Origin of the sequence: Clostridium gelidum (assembly GCF_019977655.1) — a bacterium.
GTDB lineage: Bacteria > Bacillota > Clostridia > Clostridiales > Clostridiaceae > Clostridium > Clostridium gelidum.
In genome coordinates this window covers 5,457,701-5,474,827 of record NZ_AP024849.1, presented here as the reverse complement: position 1 = coordinate 5,474,827, position 17,127 = coordinate 5,457,701, and the positions used below count along the sequence as shown (strand labels likewise).

13 protein-coding genes are annotated in these 17,127 nt (G+C 30.1%); 9 read left to right on the top strand and 4 right to left on the bottom strand.

The window, feature by feature from the left end; all coding sequences use genetic code 11:
• The first annotated feature begins 147 nt into the window (after positions 1 to 147).
• The gene (locus psyc5s11_RS25180; RefSeq protein ID WP_224035199.1) at positions 148 to 1,743 is read left to right on the top strand and encodes a peptide chain release factor 3; all 1,596 of its coding nucleotides are present in this window, start codon (positions 148 to 150) and stop codon (positions 1,741 to 1,743) included.
• Between the two features lie 71 nt (positions 1,744 to 1,814).
• On the opposite strand, the gene psyc5s11_RS25175 is transcribed toward psyc5s11_RS25180, so the two are convergent.
• Together psyc5s11_RS25175 and psyc5s11_RS25170 are read right to left on the bottom strand one after the other, a co-directional pair.
• Positions 1,815 to 1,949, bottom strand: coding sequence for an ATP-binding protein (locus psyc5s11_RS25175; RefSeq protein WP_258712470.1), 135 nt, complete (start codon positions 1,947 to 1,949; stop codon positions 1,815 to 1,817).
• On the bottom strand, positions 1,897 to 2,121 hold the full coding sequence (locus psyc5s11_RS25170) for a hypothetical protein (protein WP_224038282.1): 225 nt from the start codon (positions 2,119 to 2,121) through the stop codon (positions 1,897 to 1,899). Before psyc5s11_RS25170 ends, psyc5s11_RS25175 begins: the two co-directional genes overlap by 53 nt.
• 341 nt (positions 2,122 to 2,462) lie before the next feature.
• On the opposite strand from psyc5s11_RS25170, the gene psyc5s11_RS25165 reads away from it, so the two are divergent.
• From psyc5s11_RS25165 to psyc5s11_RS25130, 8 genes are all read left to right on the top strand, one after another.
• Positions 2,463 to 2,798, top strand: coding sequence for a hypothetical protein (locus psyc5s11_RS25165; RefSeq protein WP_224035198.1), 336 nt, complete (start codon positions 2,463 to 2,465; stop codon positions 2,796 to 2,798).
• A 194-nt stretch (positions 2,799 to 2,992) separates the two neighbouring features.
• The gene (locus psyc5s11_RS25160; protein WP_224035197.1) at positions 2,993 to 5,251 is read left to right on the top strand and encodes an N-acetylmuramoyl-L-alanine amidase; all 2,259 of its coding nucleotides are present in this window, start codon (positions 2,993 to 2,995) and stop codon (positions 5,249 to 5,251) included.
• 480 nt (positions 5,252 to 5,731) lie between these two features.
• Positions 5,732 to 7,762, top strand: a complete 2,031-nt coding sequence (locus psyc5s11_RS25155; RefSeq protein WP_375541975.1) for an N-acetylmuramoyl-L-alanine amidase — start codon at positions 5,732 to 5,734, stop codon at positions 7,760 to 7,762.
• Positions 7,763 to 8,031: 269 nt separating this feature from the next.
• Positions 8,032 to 8,265: a hypothetical protein gene (locus tag psyc5s11_RS25150; protein WP_224035196.1), complete on the top strand. Its 234-nt coding sequence runs from the start codon at positions 8,032 to 8,034 to the stop codon at positions 8,263 to 8,265.
• Between the two features lie 565 nt (positions 8,266 to 8,830).
• Positions 8,831 to 9,229, top strand: coding sequence for a hypothetical protein (locus psyc5s11_RS25145; protein WP_224035195.1), 399 nt, complete (start codon positions 8,831 to 8,833; stop codon positions 9,227 to 9,229).
• A gap of 245 nt (positions 9,230 to 9,474) precedes the next feature.
• A complete protein-coding gene (locus tag psyc5s11_RS25140) occupies positions 9,475 to 12,447 on the top strand; it encodes an N-acetylmuramoyl-L-alanine amidase family protein (protein WP_224035194.1) in 2,973 nt (990 codons plus the stop codon).
• A 274-nt stretch (positions 12,448 to 12,721) separates the two neighbouring features.
• Positions 12,722 to 14,572: an NTP transferase domain-containing protein gene (locus tag psyc5s11_RS25135; RefSeq protein ID WP_224035193.1), complete on the top strand. Its 1,851-nt coding sequence runs from the start codon at positions 12,722 to 12,724 to the stop codon at positions 14,570 to 14,572.
• 275 nt (positions 14,573 to 14,847) lie between these two features.
• Positions 14,848 to 15,543 (top strand): sugar phosphate nucleotidyltransferase, encoded by a 696-nt coding sequence (locus psyc5s11_RS25130; protein WP_224035192.1) that lies wholly within the window; start codon positions 14,848 to 14,850, stop codon positions 15,541 to 15,543.
• 100 nt (positions 15,544 to 15,643) lie between these two features.
• Here the strand turns inward: psyc5s11_RS25130 and psyc5s11_RS25125 are convergent, their stop codons facing one another.
• Together psyc5s11_RS25125 and psyc5s11_RS25120 are read right to left on the bottom strand one after the other, a co-directional pair.
• Positions 15,644 to 16,327 carry an NAD(P)H-dependent oxidoreductase gene (locus psyc5s11_RS25125; RefSeq protein ID WP_224035191.1) on the bottom strand — a complete coding sequence of 228 codons (684 nt, stop codon included), beginning with the start codon at positions 16,325 to 16,327 and terminating at the stop codon, positions 15,644 to 15,646.
• A gap of 5 nt (positions 16,328 to 16,332) precedes the next feature.
• The gene (locus psyc5s11_RS25120) at positions 16,333 to 16,941 is read right to left on the bottom strand and encodes a TetR/AcrR family transcriptional regulator (RefSeq protein ID WP_224035190.1); all 609 of its coding nucleotides are present in this window, start codon (positions 16,939 to 16,941) and stop codon (positions 16,333 to 16,335) included.
• Positions 16,942 to 17,127 lie beyond the last annotated feature (186 nt).

The window sequence follows — 17,127 nt, the reverse complement described above, 5'->3', positions numbered from 1 at the left end:
TAATAAGTTATCAACAATTAAGTACAAAATGAATTTGAAATTGTGGATTAAACATGTTGACGTAAGACGCAGAAAAGTGTAAAAATAGATTAATTAAGACATATTAGGCACAATGAAAAAAATTTATATCAATAGGAGGACTTAGCTTTGGCTGATTATATAAAAGAAATTGAAAAGAGAAGAACCTTTGCGATTATTTCTCACCCTGATGCTGGTAAAACTACCCTTACAGAAAAGTTATTACTTTATGGAGGAGCTATAAGGCTTGCAGGTTCTGTTAAAGCAAGAAAAGCTTCTAAGCATGCCGTTTCTGACTGGATGGAAATTGAAAAACAAAGAGGTATTTCTGTTACTTCTTCAGTTATGCAATTTAATTATGATGGATATTGCATAAATATATTAGATACTCCAGGTCACCAAGACTTCTCAGAAGATACATATAGAACACTTATGGCAGCAGACAGCGCAGTAATGGTTATTGATGCTGCAAAGGGTATAGAAGATCAAACAAGAAAATTATTTCATGTTTGTGCCCTCAGGGGAATTCCTATATTTACATTTATAAATAAGATGGATAGAGAAGCTCAAGATCCGTTTATACTTCTTGATGATATTGAAAATGAACTTGGAATAAAGACCTATCCAATAAACTGGCCAATAGGTTCTGGTAAAGAATTTAAAGGTGTTTATGAAAGACAAAACAAGAGAGTTTTAGCTTTTAATGCAGGAAATCATGGTCAAACAGAAGTTACATCAACAGAAGGAGATGTTAATGATGAGATATTCAAGGATCTACTTGGAGTATCACTTCATGATAAACTTATGGAAGACATTGAACTTTTAGATATTGCAGGAGATGAACTTGATGCTAAGCAGGTAAGAGACGGGGATTTAACACCTGTATTCTTTGGATCTGCTTTAACTAACTTTGGAGTTGAACCATTTTTAGAGCATTTCTTAGGAATGACTTCACCACCACTTCCAAGAAATTCAAGCATAGGGGAAATTGATCCTCTGAATAAGGATTTTACAGCCTTTATATTTAAAATTCAAGCAAATATGAATAAGGCACATAGAGATAGAATTGCCTTTATGAGAATTTGCTCTGGAGAATTTAAAAAGGGAATGGAAGTTATGCATATGCAAGGTGGCAAGAAGCTTAAACTTGCGCAACCTCAACAATTCTTAGCTCAAGAGCGAGAAATTATTGAAGAAGCTTATGCAGGAGATATAATAGGTGTATTTGATCCGGGTATATTCTCAATTGGTGATACTTTATGCATGCCAAATAATAAATTTAAATTTGAAGGAATACCAGCCTTTGCACCAGAACATTTTGCAAGAGTTAGACCAGTAGATACCATGAAGAGAAAACAATTTGTAAAAGGTGTTACTCAAATTGCTCAAGAAGGAGCAATTCAGGTATTTAGAGAAACTCATATAGGTATGGAAGAAATCATAGTTGGTGTTGTTGGTGTACTTCAATTTGAAGTATTAGAATACAGATTAAACAATGAATATAATGTTGATGTAAAAATGGATAGATTAGACTATAGATATGTAAGATGGATTGAAAATAAAGATATTGAAATGGATTCTTTAAACTTAACTTCAGATACTAAAAAGGTTAAAGACCTTAAAGATAGAAACCTACTTATATTCCAAAACGATTGGGGCATAAGCTGGGCTTTAGAACATAACAAAGGATTAATTTTATCAGCAATTGGAAAGAGTGAAGATTAGTTCAATTAACAATTAACAATTGATGTGGAAGCTCAAAGAGAAAGCTTGAAGAACTAAAGTTAAGGTTACAGTCACCTAGATTTGCGGTGATTGTAACCTTTATTATTTTTTAAAAGTATAGAAACTTTAAACACATTATTTTCAGAATCAACTTCAAATTTTGCACTGCCACCATATTTGGAGGCAACCGCATGAACAGAGGAAATTCCAATGACGTGTTCTTTTGAATTTTCCAGAAGTAAAGTTTGAAAGCAATTCTTTACCATTTTTATAAGTGAAAAGTTTAACTTCTAAATTATAATCTTTGCAATATTTTTCAATCATATGTATTAAAGCATGTCTATCGTTTTCTAAATCATCACATATTGCAATATTCAAAATTATATCACTCCTATTTTTGATTGTGCCTAAATTCACATAACAATGATTCTTCTTATTATTTTATCATTAAATGGGGTGATTCACTAAAGAAATATTATCGGTCAAGAATAATTTTTGAGTAATTCACGAAATAAAATGCCGGTTCACGGCAAAAGAAACTAAATTTAAAATCAAAGACATATTATAGAAGAGAATTTAGGGATATTTGAATATGATAATTCTATTAAATTAATAAATGAGTTGTTAGAAATTGAAAAAGATAATTAACAAGTAACAAAAGGGACAAATTCTTCATACTATTATTATATATAATATGTTTGTACATGGAGAGGAAGAGAATGAGTAACTGTAATTTTTGTGATACTGATTTCGATACTTTAGGAACAGATACTGACGCAACAAGTGGAGCAACATGTGCTCCAACAAGTGATTTGAGCTTGTCTACACTGGTTATGGGAAGCCAAGAAGCTGTGTTAAGCAGACTAATAATGATATTGTTATTCTTATATGCTTATACTAATCAAAATTTTATTTGCCATTTAATGTGTGTAAATGAAAAGATGATAAATAACCAAATGTGTCTTACAGACAAAATGGTAGACAACTTAATGGACAATCTTGATGATTGTAATAGTAATCTTGGTAAATGTAGAGGAAAACACAATAATCACTGAGAAGAGAGCAAATAAAAAGGCTCTCTTTTTTTTAAGGAATCTCGACTCACATGCGTTCGCTGAGTAAGTGATTCACACCAAATCATAGATTTGGGTTCTCTACTTATGATAAAAAAATTTATAAATTTTCAAATTTACCTTTAATCATGTGACATTTTTTGTTAGAATCTAATATAGGGAGGTGACGGACTGTTTTGAATATAAAAAAGAAGATTATTACCTTTGTATTGACTTTTGCAATGGTATTAAGTTTGGTTCCGACATTAAGTGTACAAGCAGCTACTACTGATTTTAAAATAATATCAGACAGTGAGGTTACTGCAAAACAGGCAAAAAATTGGGCTAAATCTAAAGGAGCAACAGAGACTTTTCAAGGACTCGCAGATCTTTATTTTAAGTATTCACCTAATTGTGGTGATGTTAATCCAGCTATTGCGTATGTACAAGCTGCAAAAGAAACTGGATTCGGAAAATTTGGTGGAGTTATAGATGAGAGCTATCATAATCCGTGTGGACTTAAGACAGCATCAGGTGGAGATAATTATGATCCAAAGGCTCATAATAAGTTTGATAGTTGGGATAAAGGTGTACAAGCACACATGGATCATTTAGCATTATATGCAGGAGCTAAGGGATATCCAAAGGATGGTACTGAAGATCCAAGACATTTTAGAACGCTTAAAGGTACTGCAACTACAGTAAATGCTTTAGGTGGCGCCAATAAATGGGCTCCAAGTGCTACATATGGTGAAGAAATAGGTTCATTATACAAAAATTTAATGGATTATGCTGGAGTAGATTATCCGAAGGATACAACAGAGGATACTAATAGCAGTAACAGTAATAACAATCAATCGTCAAATGCAGCACCAAATCCAGGAAAATCTGAAATCAAACCAAGTGCGCCAAGTACAACAGATGTAATTGCAGAAAACAAACCTCAAACAGGTAATAAAACTGTAGAGGAAAAAACTAATATAACATCAATTATTGGTTGGAAAAATGAAAATGGAGATTGGTATTACTATAAATCAGATAATACAAAAGCAATTGGGTGGATTAAACCTGATAGCAATTGGTATTATTTAAAAGATGATGGTAAAATGTCAACTGGTTGGATAACTGACGGAGGAAAATGGTACTATTTTGAGCCTTCAGGAATTTTGGTTAAAGGTTGGAAGCAATTAAATAATAATTGGTACTTTTTAACTGCTGATGGTAGCATGGCAATTGGAAGTCAATATGACGGTACAAGCCTGTATTCTTTTAAGGATTCAGGAGTTATGGCTGCCAATGATGGTTGGACAAATTTAAATAATAAGTGGTACTATTCTGAGAAGAGTGGAAAAATAAAGACTGGTTGGTTTAAAGATAATAATAATTGGTATTATCTTCAAGGCGATGGAAGTATGGTAACTGGTCTGAATAAAATAGATGGTAAGAACTACATGTTAAATAAGAACGGTACCATGGCAACTGGGTGGATACAATTAAATAATTATTGGTATTACTTTAACACTAGTGGTACTATGTCAACAGGATGGATTTCAGATGGTGGAAGTAACTATTATCTATATGATACTGGAGCTATGGCTAAGGGATGGGTTAGTATTAGTGGAGTATGGTATTATTTAAACACTAATGGAACTATGGCAACAGGATGGGTTACATCTAATGGAGATTCATATTATTTAGATCCAACTACAGGAAGAATACTTACCGACGTTACAATAGGTGGATTTAAGATTGGTTCAGATGGTAAGAAGCAAACTTCAGCTAGTAATACTGATAAAGATAAAGATAATCCTGCAACTAATACTACAACAAACAATAATTCTTCAAATGGTAAAAAGACAATTGTAGTAGATGCAGGTCATAACTATGGTGGGGACGGTGGTGCTACATCTAATATAGATGGAGTAACATATAGTGAAGCAGACTTGAATATTCAAGTTGCATTAAAATTACAAAAAGAACTTGAAAATAGAGGCTATAATGTAATAATGACTAGAACTAAGGATCAAAAAGAAACATTGGCTTTGCTTCAAAGTCTTACAAATAGAGTGAATATTGCTAATAATGCTAATGCTAATTTCTTTATAAGCATACATCATAATTCAATAGATAATGCACCAACAGTAAACGGAATAGAAACTCTTTACTGTACATTAGTTCAAGATACTGATTTTGGTGGTAAATTAGACAGCAATAGAATAGAAAAAAGTAAGGAAATGGCAACTCTTATAAATAATAATATTGCAAGTAAGCTTAACTTAACTAATAGAGGTGGTAAAAGTCAAAATATATTTGTAGGTAGAAATACAAATATGCCAGCAGTATTAGTTGAAACAGGGTTTATAACAAACAAAGAAGAAGCAATAAGATGCTCAGATCCAGCTAGTCAACAAAAAGTAGCTGAAGCTATAGCAGAAGTTATTGCAGCGAATATTTAGATATAGGTACCCACATTGAAAATCGTACTTATGCGTATATCCGCCAAAATTGGATATACGCCTAAGTATAGTAAATGTTGAATATAATACCCAGTATAAGTAAAACTTGCAATGTGGGTATCTATATAGATAACCAATTCATAGAAAATATACCCAACTAGAAATAAGGAGCATGTTTTGTGAAGTGTTTCATTAGAAACCGGAACAAAAGCATGCTCCTTATTTCGGCAGATATACGCATAAGTATTAATGAATGGAATTTATTACGGAATACACGTTGGAAATATTTACATATAAAAACATGTCGTTATTTGCAATTTGAGGTACCTAAAATAAAGAATGTAGTTGTAATATATAATAAGGCAAATATTATATTTTTCGGATAAGGCACATGAAGATAAATAACAAGTTCAAAGTTGCCATGAATATTTTTCATTTTTTGATTGTGCCAAAAACTAAAGAGAACGGAGGAAAGCTGTTTTGAAGGCTATTAAGAGACTGACTACATTTTTATTTGCTTTTGCAATGGTTTTAGTATTAATACCAATAACTAATGTACAAGCAGCTATTACTGATAATAAAATAATATCAGAAACAGAAGTAACGGCAAAACAGGCTGAAGAATGGGCTGAATCTAAAGGTGCAACGGATGCGTTTATTGGATTGGCCCAGTTATATTGGAAATATGCACCAGAACATGGGGATGTTAATCCAGCTATTGCATATATACAAGCAGCTAAGGAAACAGGGTATGGTAATTTTGGCGGAGTTTTAAATGCAAGCTATAACAATCCATGTGGAATGAAGACAATTGTTGGTGGAGGTGATAGTGATCCAAATGCTCACCAAAAATTTAATTCCTGGGATGAAGGTGTACAAGCTCATTTAGATCACTTGGCACTTTATGCAGGTGCTACTGGTTATCCAAGGACCAATACATATGACCCAAGGCATTTTGTTACTGTTAAAGGTAAAGCAGTGACAGTAAATGCTTTAGGCGGAAAATGGGCGCCAAGTCTTACGTATGGTGAAGAAATTAATAAATCATATAATGATTTGTTAATAGCTTCAGGAATTGTATCTACGACAAAAACTGAAACTAATGATTCTAAAGTAGCTGATAATACTGATAAAACTTCTGAATCAACAAATTCAAGCACAAACACAACAAAAAATACAGGATCAACGTCAACAACAGTTAAGATTCAAGAGAATACAACAGCTCCAACAGGAGTACAAGTAACTGAACCAATAAAAATAACAACAGATAATAGTAATACCATTTCATCATCAATTGGTTGGAAATTAGAGGGTGGTACGTGGTATTATTATAAATCAGATGGTAGTAAAGCAACTGGATGGATTAAACCAGACAGTAATTGGTATTACTTATATAGTGATGGTGCTATGGCAAAAGGTTGGTTAAAAGATAGTGGCAATTGGTATTATCTTAAATCAAGTGGAGTTATGCAAACTGGTTGGTTAAAAGATAGTGGCAAGTGGTATTACGTTGAAGGTAATGGACATATGGTAACTGGCTTTAAGCTAATTGATGGTAGTAAATATTTCTTAGATGCAAGTGGAGCTATGAGAACAAGTTGGTTTGAAATTAGTGGACAATGGTATTTCTTTAATAGTGGTGGAAATATGCTAACAGGGTGGATTAAACCAAATGGAAGTTGGTATTATTTACATACAAATGGAGTAATGGCAAAAGGCTTACTTAATGCTGATGGAAATACGTACTACTTAAGAAACGATGGCAGTATGGCAACAGGTTGGATATCAGACGGAGGCAATACTTATTATTTTAATCCTATCTCAGGTAGTATGGCTAAAGACACAGTTATAAATGGCTGGAAAATAGATGCTAATGGAATACGAGGAGATAAAATAGCAGGTAGTACTTCTGGTAAGACAATAGTTATAGATCCAGGTCATAACTTTGGTGGAGATGATGGTGCTTATGCAACTAATAATGGTATTACATATGTAGAAAGAGATTTAAATATGCAAGTTGCAGTTAAGCTAAAGTCAAAACTTGAAGCGCAAGGATATAAAGTAATTATGACAAGAAATGCATCAGATAGAGAAACTGCAAGTGTAACTGAAAGTCTTACTAACAGAGTAAACATTGCTAATAATGCTGGTGCGGCTCTATTTATAAGTTTACATCATAATTCAGCAACAGCAGCAGCAAGTGGCGTAGAAGTATATTATAGTTCAAGAGCGCAAGATGAAGAATTTGGCTCATCATATAGTGATTCTAAGCTTTCAACAAGTATGAATATTGCATCTTCTATTGCATCTTCTCTTACAAATAGTAGTGGAGCTAGCAATAGAGGTGCCAAAGATGGTAATTTATTTGTTTGTAGAAATACAATTATGCCAGCAGTATTAATTGAGTGTGGATTTATAACAAATCCAGATGAAGCTCAAAAATGTGCAAATTCAAATTATCAAGACTTAGAAGCTGATGCAATTGCAAATGCAATAGCAGCAGCAATATAAAGTGAAATTTTTCATGTGGAGTTTTATACTCCAGCTGAATTTAGTTGAACTAATACCCACAAGGGGCACAATGTCCAGGAGCGTGCAGCCGTTATCTCACACTTGAAAAAGAGGGAGTATTACGGATGCTAGCTATCGGATAAATTAAAACATTCTTAAAATACACTAAAATTTTTTAGTGTATTTTTTTGATATTTTAGGTACAGTAACGTGAGATTAAAGGATTAGCGCCAATATTTGATAATGGATATTCATTATTAAATTTTGAAATGGAAGAAGATCTTATAAATTATGATTATAATAAGAGTATGATTGGAACCTTTGATGTTGATAATAAAGCTCAAGCTGAAGAATTAGTAATGAAAGATCCTAAAAAGTATAAGAAATGGGCTAAGATTTTAGCTGATAATATTGAAAAAATTGATTTTGCAGAAGTTCCAGAATATAGAAAAGCTATGGTTAAATTATTGAAAAGTAGATGTAAGATGATACAAGAATTTTAATATGGGGTGATAATGGAACTAGAGATAATTATTACAATAACTGTACATTATATTTATAGTCGAACCATCAACGTATAGTAATATTTATTTCTATAGGAGTGTGTTTTAAAGAAATGTTGTTAATGCACCAAATAATTTCTCTTGCATAATACAGATAAGGATTAGTATATTTTAAATAAATGTTGTTAATGTATTAAAATCTATAACAACATTTATTTAAAACACTCAACAGGGATTTGAAATAATAGATGTTACATATGATTCAGTTTGCAAAATGATAATACATTCTTGCCTAGAGGTTTGAAATAATAGATGTTATCCGAGTTATAAAAAAATAATACATTATTTATACTATATATGTTTCAATTAACAAATTTACAATGTACAATTGACAATTATGGTTGAAATCCTTACAGGATTTCTTGAATTTATAATGTAGAATTAGTATTGCAACATATATATATTGATACTTTTGTATTATTAGACTATATTTAAAAGTAATAGTATTTTAGCGTAAGCTACAACTTAAATTAAATGCTTATTTTAAATTAAATGAGGTGGAAAAATGAATTGGTTGAAAAAATTTATGTATGGAAGATATGGTGCAGATCAACTGTCTAGAGCATTACTTATTTTATCTTTTATATTAATAATTATAGGAGGTTTTTTGCCAAGTAACTTATCAAGTTTAGTAATTATAGGATATATCCCAACTGTTATGTGCATTTTTAGAATATTTTCAAAGAATATATTTAAGCGTAAACAAGAAAATTACAAATATTTAAAATGGGAAAATTCTGTAACTAAATGGGGTAAGCAAAAATTAAATAGGGCAAAAGATTCAAAAACTCATAAATATTTTACATGTCCAGATTGTAAGCAACAATTACGTGTACCAAGAGGGCAAGGAAAAATTTCTGTTACATGTCCTAAATGCAAAAAATCATTTAAAGGGAAATCTTAGAGAAAAAAATAAAATAAAAATGAAATAAAAGTACCTTCCATAATATATAGTTGGTGTATTATATTATGGAAGGCTTTTTTTGTACATAATGTATTTAAATATCTAAAGATAAGATTAAATGGTTCGATAAATAAAATGTGGTATATTTAAATATAGAATTAATGTAATAAAATTAATATAATGAAGTGAAGGATTACTAAAGTTAAATTTAAAAATTAAACATGCAATTTAGGAGGGCGACAATAATGAATAAAATAGGAAAAAGATTTGTGGCATTGGTTATAGTATTTGCAAGTATAATGTCATTTTTACCAATACAATTTGGCTTAAATGGACAAGCAGCCAAAGCTATCACAACACAAATAAAAGTAAGCGGGAAAGCTACTGAAGCTGGAGATAATATTACTATTACTGATGGAGAATATTGTACAAAAGAACCGTATAATAACTTTACAATAGCTGTTGATTACAAAATAGTAGATGATATACATAATATAGAGATTAAAGATACAGGTGTAACTGAACAAGAAGTTCTAATTAAATCTATTGATGGTATTAAACTAGATGGAAATGATGTAATTAATGATAATAAAAAATTAGAGGCAATTGGAGCTACTATAAGTCCTGGGACTACAGTATATACTAATACTCAGGATGGTAGTAAAACAATTGGTGCAACAATAGCAAAACTTCCTTATGGAGTTAATAAAATTGAATATCAAATAAGGGAAAAAACAAGATTTAATAAACCAATAACGAGTATTGATTCCAATGGTAAGACTGTAACTACAGGTGAATTGCAAGATCCTGTAGAGAATATTGCTCCTTCTTCAGAAACTACTGAGGAAATAGTTATTCAACATGCAAATCAATTTGTTCAAGGAAACATAGATGTTATGTCTTTTGATGCTTATACTGGTGGTACTATGGCTGTTTATGATACAAATAAAGATCTAAAAGACAGTAAAGCACCTTTTCTATTTACTACAGAAAATGTAACTGCTGATAAGAACTGTCCTCTTAAATATAATTATCCTGTAACTAATGCAATTCGAACACTAAGATATTCAATGCATTTTAATAATATAACTGTAAATGAGGCTACCATATTAAAAAATGGTAAAGATGATACAGGAAACATGGCCGTAAATGGAAATACTATATCGGGTTATTTAACGAACATGGGTTCATCGGATTTAATTGTAGCTAAGATAATTGAAGGTAAGAATAATGTTGTTAGTACATATGCGATACAACTTAAATATACAACTATAAATACTAATGATGATTATACCTTAAGAGATGCTGGAATAACAAAGCTAAATTATAATGAAGATAGTGATGTTAAAGCATATGTTGATAAGGAATTCAAAGTAACATCAGAAGGTGGCGTACCAACTTATACTGGAACAATGTCAATAAATAAAATGGCTGGAATGATAAGTATGGAGCCTAAACTCGGAAAACCTGCAAGTGATACGGCTTTTATAATATCAAATCATTATGATGGTAGTGGTGGAGTTGCTGATTCTAAAATCATCAATGGAAAATCATATGTTGACTTTGCTAAAGGAAGTATTAGTAATGAAATATGGGTGGAGGTATATCCAGGCAAAGATGGAAATAAAACTGGAAATATTTTAGCTAGATATAAATTTCTAGTTAGGTTCGAAGGAGCTCAGTCAAGCACAGTGAATTTTAATTTTACAGATTCAACTTTAACTCAACCAGGTAGAAGTAAGACTGATGCAATACTTTTTAATTCAGATAGACGTAGTTACGATGTACATTCTGATTCGGAAAGTATAAATGTTGAACTTGATAAGCCAGTGACATATGGTATTGATGGTAACAGAAGAGAATATATAAAAGCTTGGGGTAGTGCTAGTGTTAATAGTGACAATTTGACTGAAATTCTTAATTCAGATAAAAAGAATATATTAGCACTTGATGTAAGTGCTTATAAGAAAATAATACTTCAAGGTTATTATGAAGATATTGTTTACCAAAAAGATGCAAGTGGTGTTATTTTAATAGATCCAATAAGCAAAGAGAAAGTAATTAAAAGTAAGACAGAATACCCTATTGGAGAAAAGTATGCATTTTATATTGTTAAAAATGCAGGCACACCAGATCCTACTACTGGAACAACTTCTAGTGATGCTTCATTAAGTAATGTAAAAGCTGGCAATGGAACTGTAAAATCTACTGATAATATTAATTATACGGTTAAAGTTCCTAAGATTGATACATCATCAGGAATTACTGTAACAGCAACAAATAGTAAGGTTAAGGATATTTCAGCAACTATTGTTGAAACTGGAGATGAATATGGGTTAACTTCAGGAGAGTCTTTTGATTTTCCTTTAAATACTAGTGGAACAACTAATATTAAAGTAGTTGTTACTGCTGAAGATGGAATTACTAGTAAAACATATTATATTACTGTTACAAATGATACAAGAAGTGCCAGTGCACTGTTAAAAAATGTAGTGACAGATAACGGAGATTTTACTTTTGATCCTGAAGCAAGCATTAATAAAATACGTGTAGATCAAGTTATAAAAAAACTTAAGGTTGCACCAGTTCCAACAGATTCTAAATCTAAGGTTACTGTAAATGGAACAAAATTTAGTGGTAGTCCAATAACAATAGATCTTGCAGGATCACAACAAACTGATATGACAATAACAGTAGTATCAGAAGATGGAAGTGATAGCAAGACTTACTCTTTTGAAATTTATAGAACAGATGCAGCTTTAGATAATCCCGATGATAATACTAATCAAGATGATGTATTCTATGATGATATTGATAATTGTTGGGTAGATACAAGCAAGTATGAAGAATGGGGCAAAGTAAAAGGAAAAGATATTTACTTTAACAATAAAGGTAGACAAGTTAAGGAACAATGGATAAATACTAAGAATACTTGGTACTACTTAAATTCAAACGGATATAAAACAAGCGGTTGGAGAAAAGATATAGGTGGTAAGTCATATTATTTAGACCCAACTACTGGAGAATTAAAGACTGGCTGGATGAATATAAATAATAAAATGTATTATTTGGGACTAAATGGTGTAATGCAAAAAGGATGGTTATACTTAAATGGTAAATGGCACTATTTCACTCCTGAAGGAGAAATGGTAACAAATCAAAGTATGTTTATTAATGATAAAGTATATAATTTTGGACAAGATGGAGTTATGTATTAGCAGTTAACAATTAACAATGATGGTACAATTTTCGTTGGAAGTTGAAAAAAATATACAATTAACAATTTACAATAATAATGCACAATGTACAATGTACATTGTGCATTATTAATTTGAAAATCCAATTGACATGGAGAATATTAGGTAATATAATAATTATAGTTCATATTTCGAACGCTAAAAATATGCAAGTGTATACACGCATATACACATGTGTATGAAAAACTGTGGATTATTAATTATTTATTGTGAAAAAAAATAATGGAGGGTTATTATGTTAGAGGATAAATTAGAAATTTTAAAATCGTTAAATGATAATTTTAATATTAATCAAAGGGAATTAGCTAAAAAGACAAATATGTCTCTAGGTAAGGTAAATGCTGTTTTGAAGGATTTTACCATTGATGGATTTATAGATAGAATTACTAATAATAGAGGGACTTTATATAAGGTAACTGAAAAAGGAATGAAGTTTTTGGAAGAAAACATTGCATCTGCAAAAAGTACTAGATTAAAACTTCATGAAGAAGAAAAGAAAATTGTAAAGCAAGCTGTAATACTAGCAGCTGGTAAAGCTGAAGAATTTGGAAAGCCAGTAGGAATGCTTGAAATTGAAGATATTAAATTAATTGATAGGACTTTAAATATTTTAAAAGAAAATGGAATAACTAAAATTGTTATTGTAACAGGTTATGAAAGTCAATACTATGAAGAACGTTTTAAAAATAGCAAAAACATAACTTTAGTAAAAAGTGATACTTATAAATGGACTGGAACAATGCATTCATTATCACTGGCTAAAGATTATATTGATGATGACTTTTTACTTGTTGAAAATGACTTGATTTTTGACAAAAAAGCTATTAAGGAATTAGCAGAAAGTGAAAATCGCGATTGTATACTTTTCACAAATGAAAGTGGATCTGGAGATGAAGCTTTTGTTGAAATAAGAGATAATCATTTATTTAAGATGTCTAAGGATATTCATCAATTTAATAGAATTGATGGAGAAATGATTGGACTTACTAAAATTTCTTACAAATTATACAGTATGATGCTTGAAGAGTTTAAAGGAAATGTTAATCCTTATTTAAATTATGAATATGTACTTTTAGATGTAGCTAGAAATTATAATATTGGTTTTGTTAAGATAGATGACCTTGCTTGGGGAGATGCAGATACTAATAAGGAATATGAAAAGATTAAAAATTATCTTTATCCAACTATAAGAAGAAGAGAACTCAGTTATGAAATAGATAATATAAAGACCATTATTCGCGATGCTTTAAAAGTCAAGGATGAAGATATTACAGAAGTTGAACCAGCTGGTGGAATGACAAATAAAAATTATAAAATATGTGTTAAGGGCATGAGATATATATTAAGAGTTGCAGGAACTGGTACAGAACAAATGATAAATAGAAATACAGAGATGTTTAATTCTGCAATTGCTTCAGAAAAAGGATATAATGTTGAAGTACCTTACTTTAGTCTTGAAACTGGAGTTAAAATATCTAAGTTTATAGAAAATGCAGAAACATTAACACATAGAAGCGTCAAAAAGGAAGATAACTTGAAACAAACTACTGGTATTTTAAGAGATTTACATGAATCAACTGATTTCCATATGGATAATGAGTTTAATATGTTTAGAGAACTTGAAAAATATGAGAATATTTTAAGAAAAGATAATGGAGACTTTTTTGAAGATTATGATGAAGTAAGAGTAAAAGTAATGGCTCTTGAAGAAGAATTAAAAGTTTGCAAAAGAGTATTTGTACCATCACATAATGATTTAGTTTCTGAAAATTTAGTTAAAGATACGGACGGTAGAATTTATTTGATTGATTGGGAATATAGTGGCGTTAACGATGATATGTGGGATTTAGCAGCACTATCTTTAGAAAATGAATTTTCAGAAGATGATATTGAATTAATGTTTAGATTATATTTTAATGGAAGAGAAGCAGATAAAAATTCAAGAAGAAGACTATTAATTCATCAAATATGTCAAGATACTTTATGGGCAGTTTGGACGTTAATTAAAGAAGCAGAAGGCGATGATTTTGGTACTTACGGGATAGATAGATATAATAGAGCTAAAGAATATTTAAAGAAACTTTAATATAGATACCAACGTGAAAAGCAGACTTATGTGGTATCCTGCCGAAATAAGGAGCATGCTTTTATTCCTAATGAAACACTTCGCAAAACATGCTCCTTATTTCTAGTTGGGTATATTTTCGTGGATAAGTATAACTTAGAAATTAAGTATGTATTCAATTTCGGCGGATATACGCATAAGTATGATTTCCACTGCGGGCATCTATATAAAATAAAACTGAAATAATATCTTTAGATAAGGAATGATTTTAATTAGCTGTGAGGAGAAGATAATAAATGAGAGCAATTTTAATGGCAGCAGGGATGGGGACTAGGTTAAGACCTTTAACTTTGAATACTCCAAAGTCTTTAATAGAAGTTAATGGAATGTCTCTGCTTGAAAGACAAATAATAAATTTAAAAGAAGTTGGAATTGATGAAATTATAGTATTAACAGGTTATTTACATGAAAAATTTGATAACCTGGTTAAAAAATATAATTTGATCAAAGTAATTAATGACAAATATGATGTTTATAACAATATCTATACTATGTATCTAGTCAGAGAATATCTTGAAGATGCTTATGTGATTGATGCAGATCAATACATAACACGAAATTTCCTACCTAAAGAAATGCCAAGTACATCAGTTTATTATTCTGCTTGTAAGGAAAATATTACGGGTGAATGGATATTAAAATACGATGAACAAGGTAAAGTATATAGAATAGATATTGGAAAAGAAGGAGACAAACCTAACTACATAATGTCTGGAGCATCTTTCTGGAGTGCAAAAGATGGAAGACTAATAGGCAAAAAAGTTCAGGAAGCTGTTGAAGCTAATAATTCTATGGATATATATTGGGATAATATTGCTGTGGAGAATTTTAGTGATATGGATGTTTATATTGAAAAAATTGATTCAAACGATATATTTGAAATAGACTCACCTGAAGATCTAGAATATCTCAAAAGAACACTAAAAATTTAAATATATTATACACCGATAAGAATACTATGATGTAATAAACATCATAGTATTTTTTATTGATAGTTATGTATAGCTATATGTACTATTTAATGTTTATTTTCTAATGAGGGCAGGAGTGATTTCTTTCATAGCTTAAATTTAGTACATTAGAATGATCAGTCTTAAAAATAGGTTTTGCTCTTGAAGAAGTTATTTGATTCAAAATGGGAGTTTTTCTAGTGTGTACCCTAAGATATAGCGCTATGATTTTGTTAGATAATTTGAAAATTTTCTTGTTTATTTTTAATTTTTTTTCTGAGGTTACATAATCCCAATTTGTTTCATAAAAGGTCTTAGAAAATTTACATATATTATTTATTCCTAAAAAATTCAAATTTTTTTCCAATATTTTGGTAGAATGAAATAATCCAGCGCCTGCCGAAGTAGACATGACTAAACCAATTTTATTTTTCATAAAAGAACTCTTGTTTTTCTCAATAGATTTATAATGTAAATACTTTAAAAATAATTTCATATGATCTGTAATATCACAGTTTAATACTGGGCATGCAAGAATAATTAGATCAGATTTCTCCAATGAATCAGCAATATAGGCAGTGTAGTCCAAATGGAGAAGTGTACTAGCATGAGATGGAAAATCACCATCAAATGGCAGTGAGTCTTTTGATAAAAAAAATTCTGTGACTTTAATACTCATAGTAACACTAAGATTACTTAATAAAAGTTGAACACAATTATAAGTATTTGCTTTTCTAACAGTCCCATAAATAACAGTTACATTCATAAAGATCATCCTTTCATAGTATAGATATCTTTAAATTCAGAGATATGATTTCTTAAATATATAATTTCTTTATCGGTTGGTAGTTCACATTTAGAAAACATTAAAAATACTGGAGAATAAAATTGAAGAGCTAATGTATAAGGATCTTTTTCTATTAAGATATTCAAATTAATTAGATTTTTAAATATAATTGTTTGAAAAGTTAGTATGTCATCAATAAAGAGTTTATTATACAAAGTTGCTATTTTAGAGTTATTAAACTGCTCTATTGTAAGCAATTTTCTAAACTTAACTATATACTCATCTTCTAAAAAAAGCTTAAATATAGTTAAACTTTTCTTGAAAAATTGTTCATCAGATAACCATTCTATTTGACTATTAATAATATCATCTTGATTATTATCCATATTCATATAATAAAAAAAATTGTGCACATATTTTGAATACGTCTCAATTATAGTATAAAAAATTTCATGTTTACTTTTAAAATGATTATAAATAGAGCTTGCCTTAATTCCAACTGCTTTAGCAATATCTCTAACAGATATTGAATCAAAGCCTTTTGTTGAAAAAAGATTTAATGATTCATAGATAATCTTTTCCTTTGTATTCATAAAAACTCCTTCTCAAAATATTATTAATTAGTATATAGAGTTTGGAAAATACTTAAAAATACGGTAATAATACAATATTAGTTTCAAACTAACAATCGTTAGTTTGATTATACCCATTAATAACATAAAAGTCCATAAAATTGAAAAAATATATAAAATTGAAATGTAAATTGACAATAAATAGCG

Excerpts from the sequence above, each read along its gene's own strand:
- psyc5s11_RS25140 (WP_224035194.1), top strand. The coding sequence starts at position 9,475 with ATGAATAAAATAGGAAAAAGATTTGTGGCATTGGTTATAGTATTTGCA.
- psyc5s11_RS25120 (WP_224035190.1), bottom strand. The coding sequence starts at position 16,941 with ATGAATACAAAGGAAAAGATTATCTATGAATCATTAAATCTTTTTTCA.
- psyc5s11_RS25135 (WP_224035193.1), top strand. The coding sequence starts at position 12,722 with ATGTTAGAGGATAAATTAGAAATTTTAAAATCGTTAAATGATAATTTT.
- psyc5s11_RS25145 (WP_224035195.1), top strand. The coding sequence starts at position 8,831 with ATGAATTGGTTGAAAAAATTTATGTATGGAAGATATGGTGCAGATCAA.
- psyc5s11_RS25165 (WP_224035198.1), top strand. The coding sequence starts at position 2,463 with ATGAGTAACTGTAATTTTTGTGATACTGATTTCGATACTTTAGGAACA.
- psyc5s11_RS25130 (WP_224035192.1), top strand. The coding sequence starts at position 14,848 with ATGAGAGCAATTTTAATGGCAGCAGGGATGGGGACTAGGTTAAGACCT.
- psyc5s11_RS25150 (WP_224035196.1), top strand. The coding sequence starts at position 8,032 with ATGGAAGAAGATCTTATAAATTATGATTATAATAAGAGTATGATTGGA.
- psyc5s11_RS25125 (WP_224035191.1), bottom strand. The coding sequence starts at position 16,327 with ATGAATGTAACTGTTATTTATGGGACTGTTAGAAAAGCAAATACTTAT.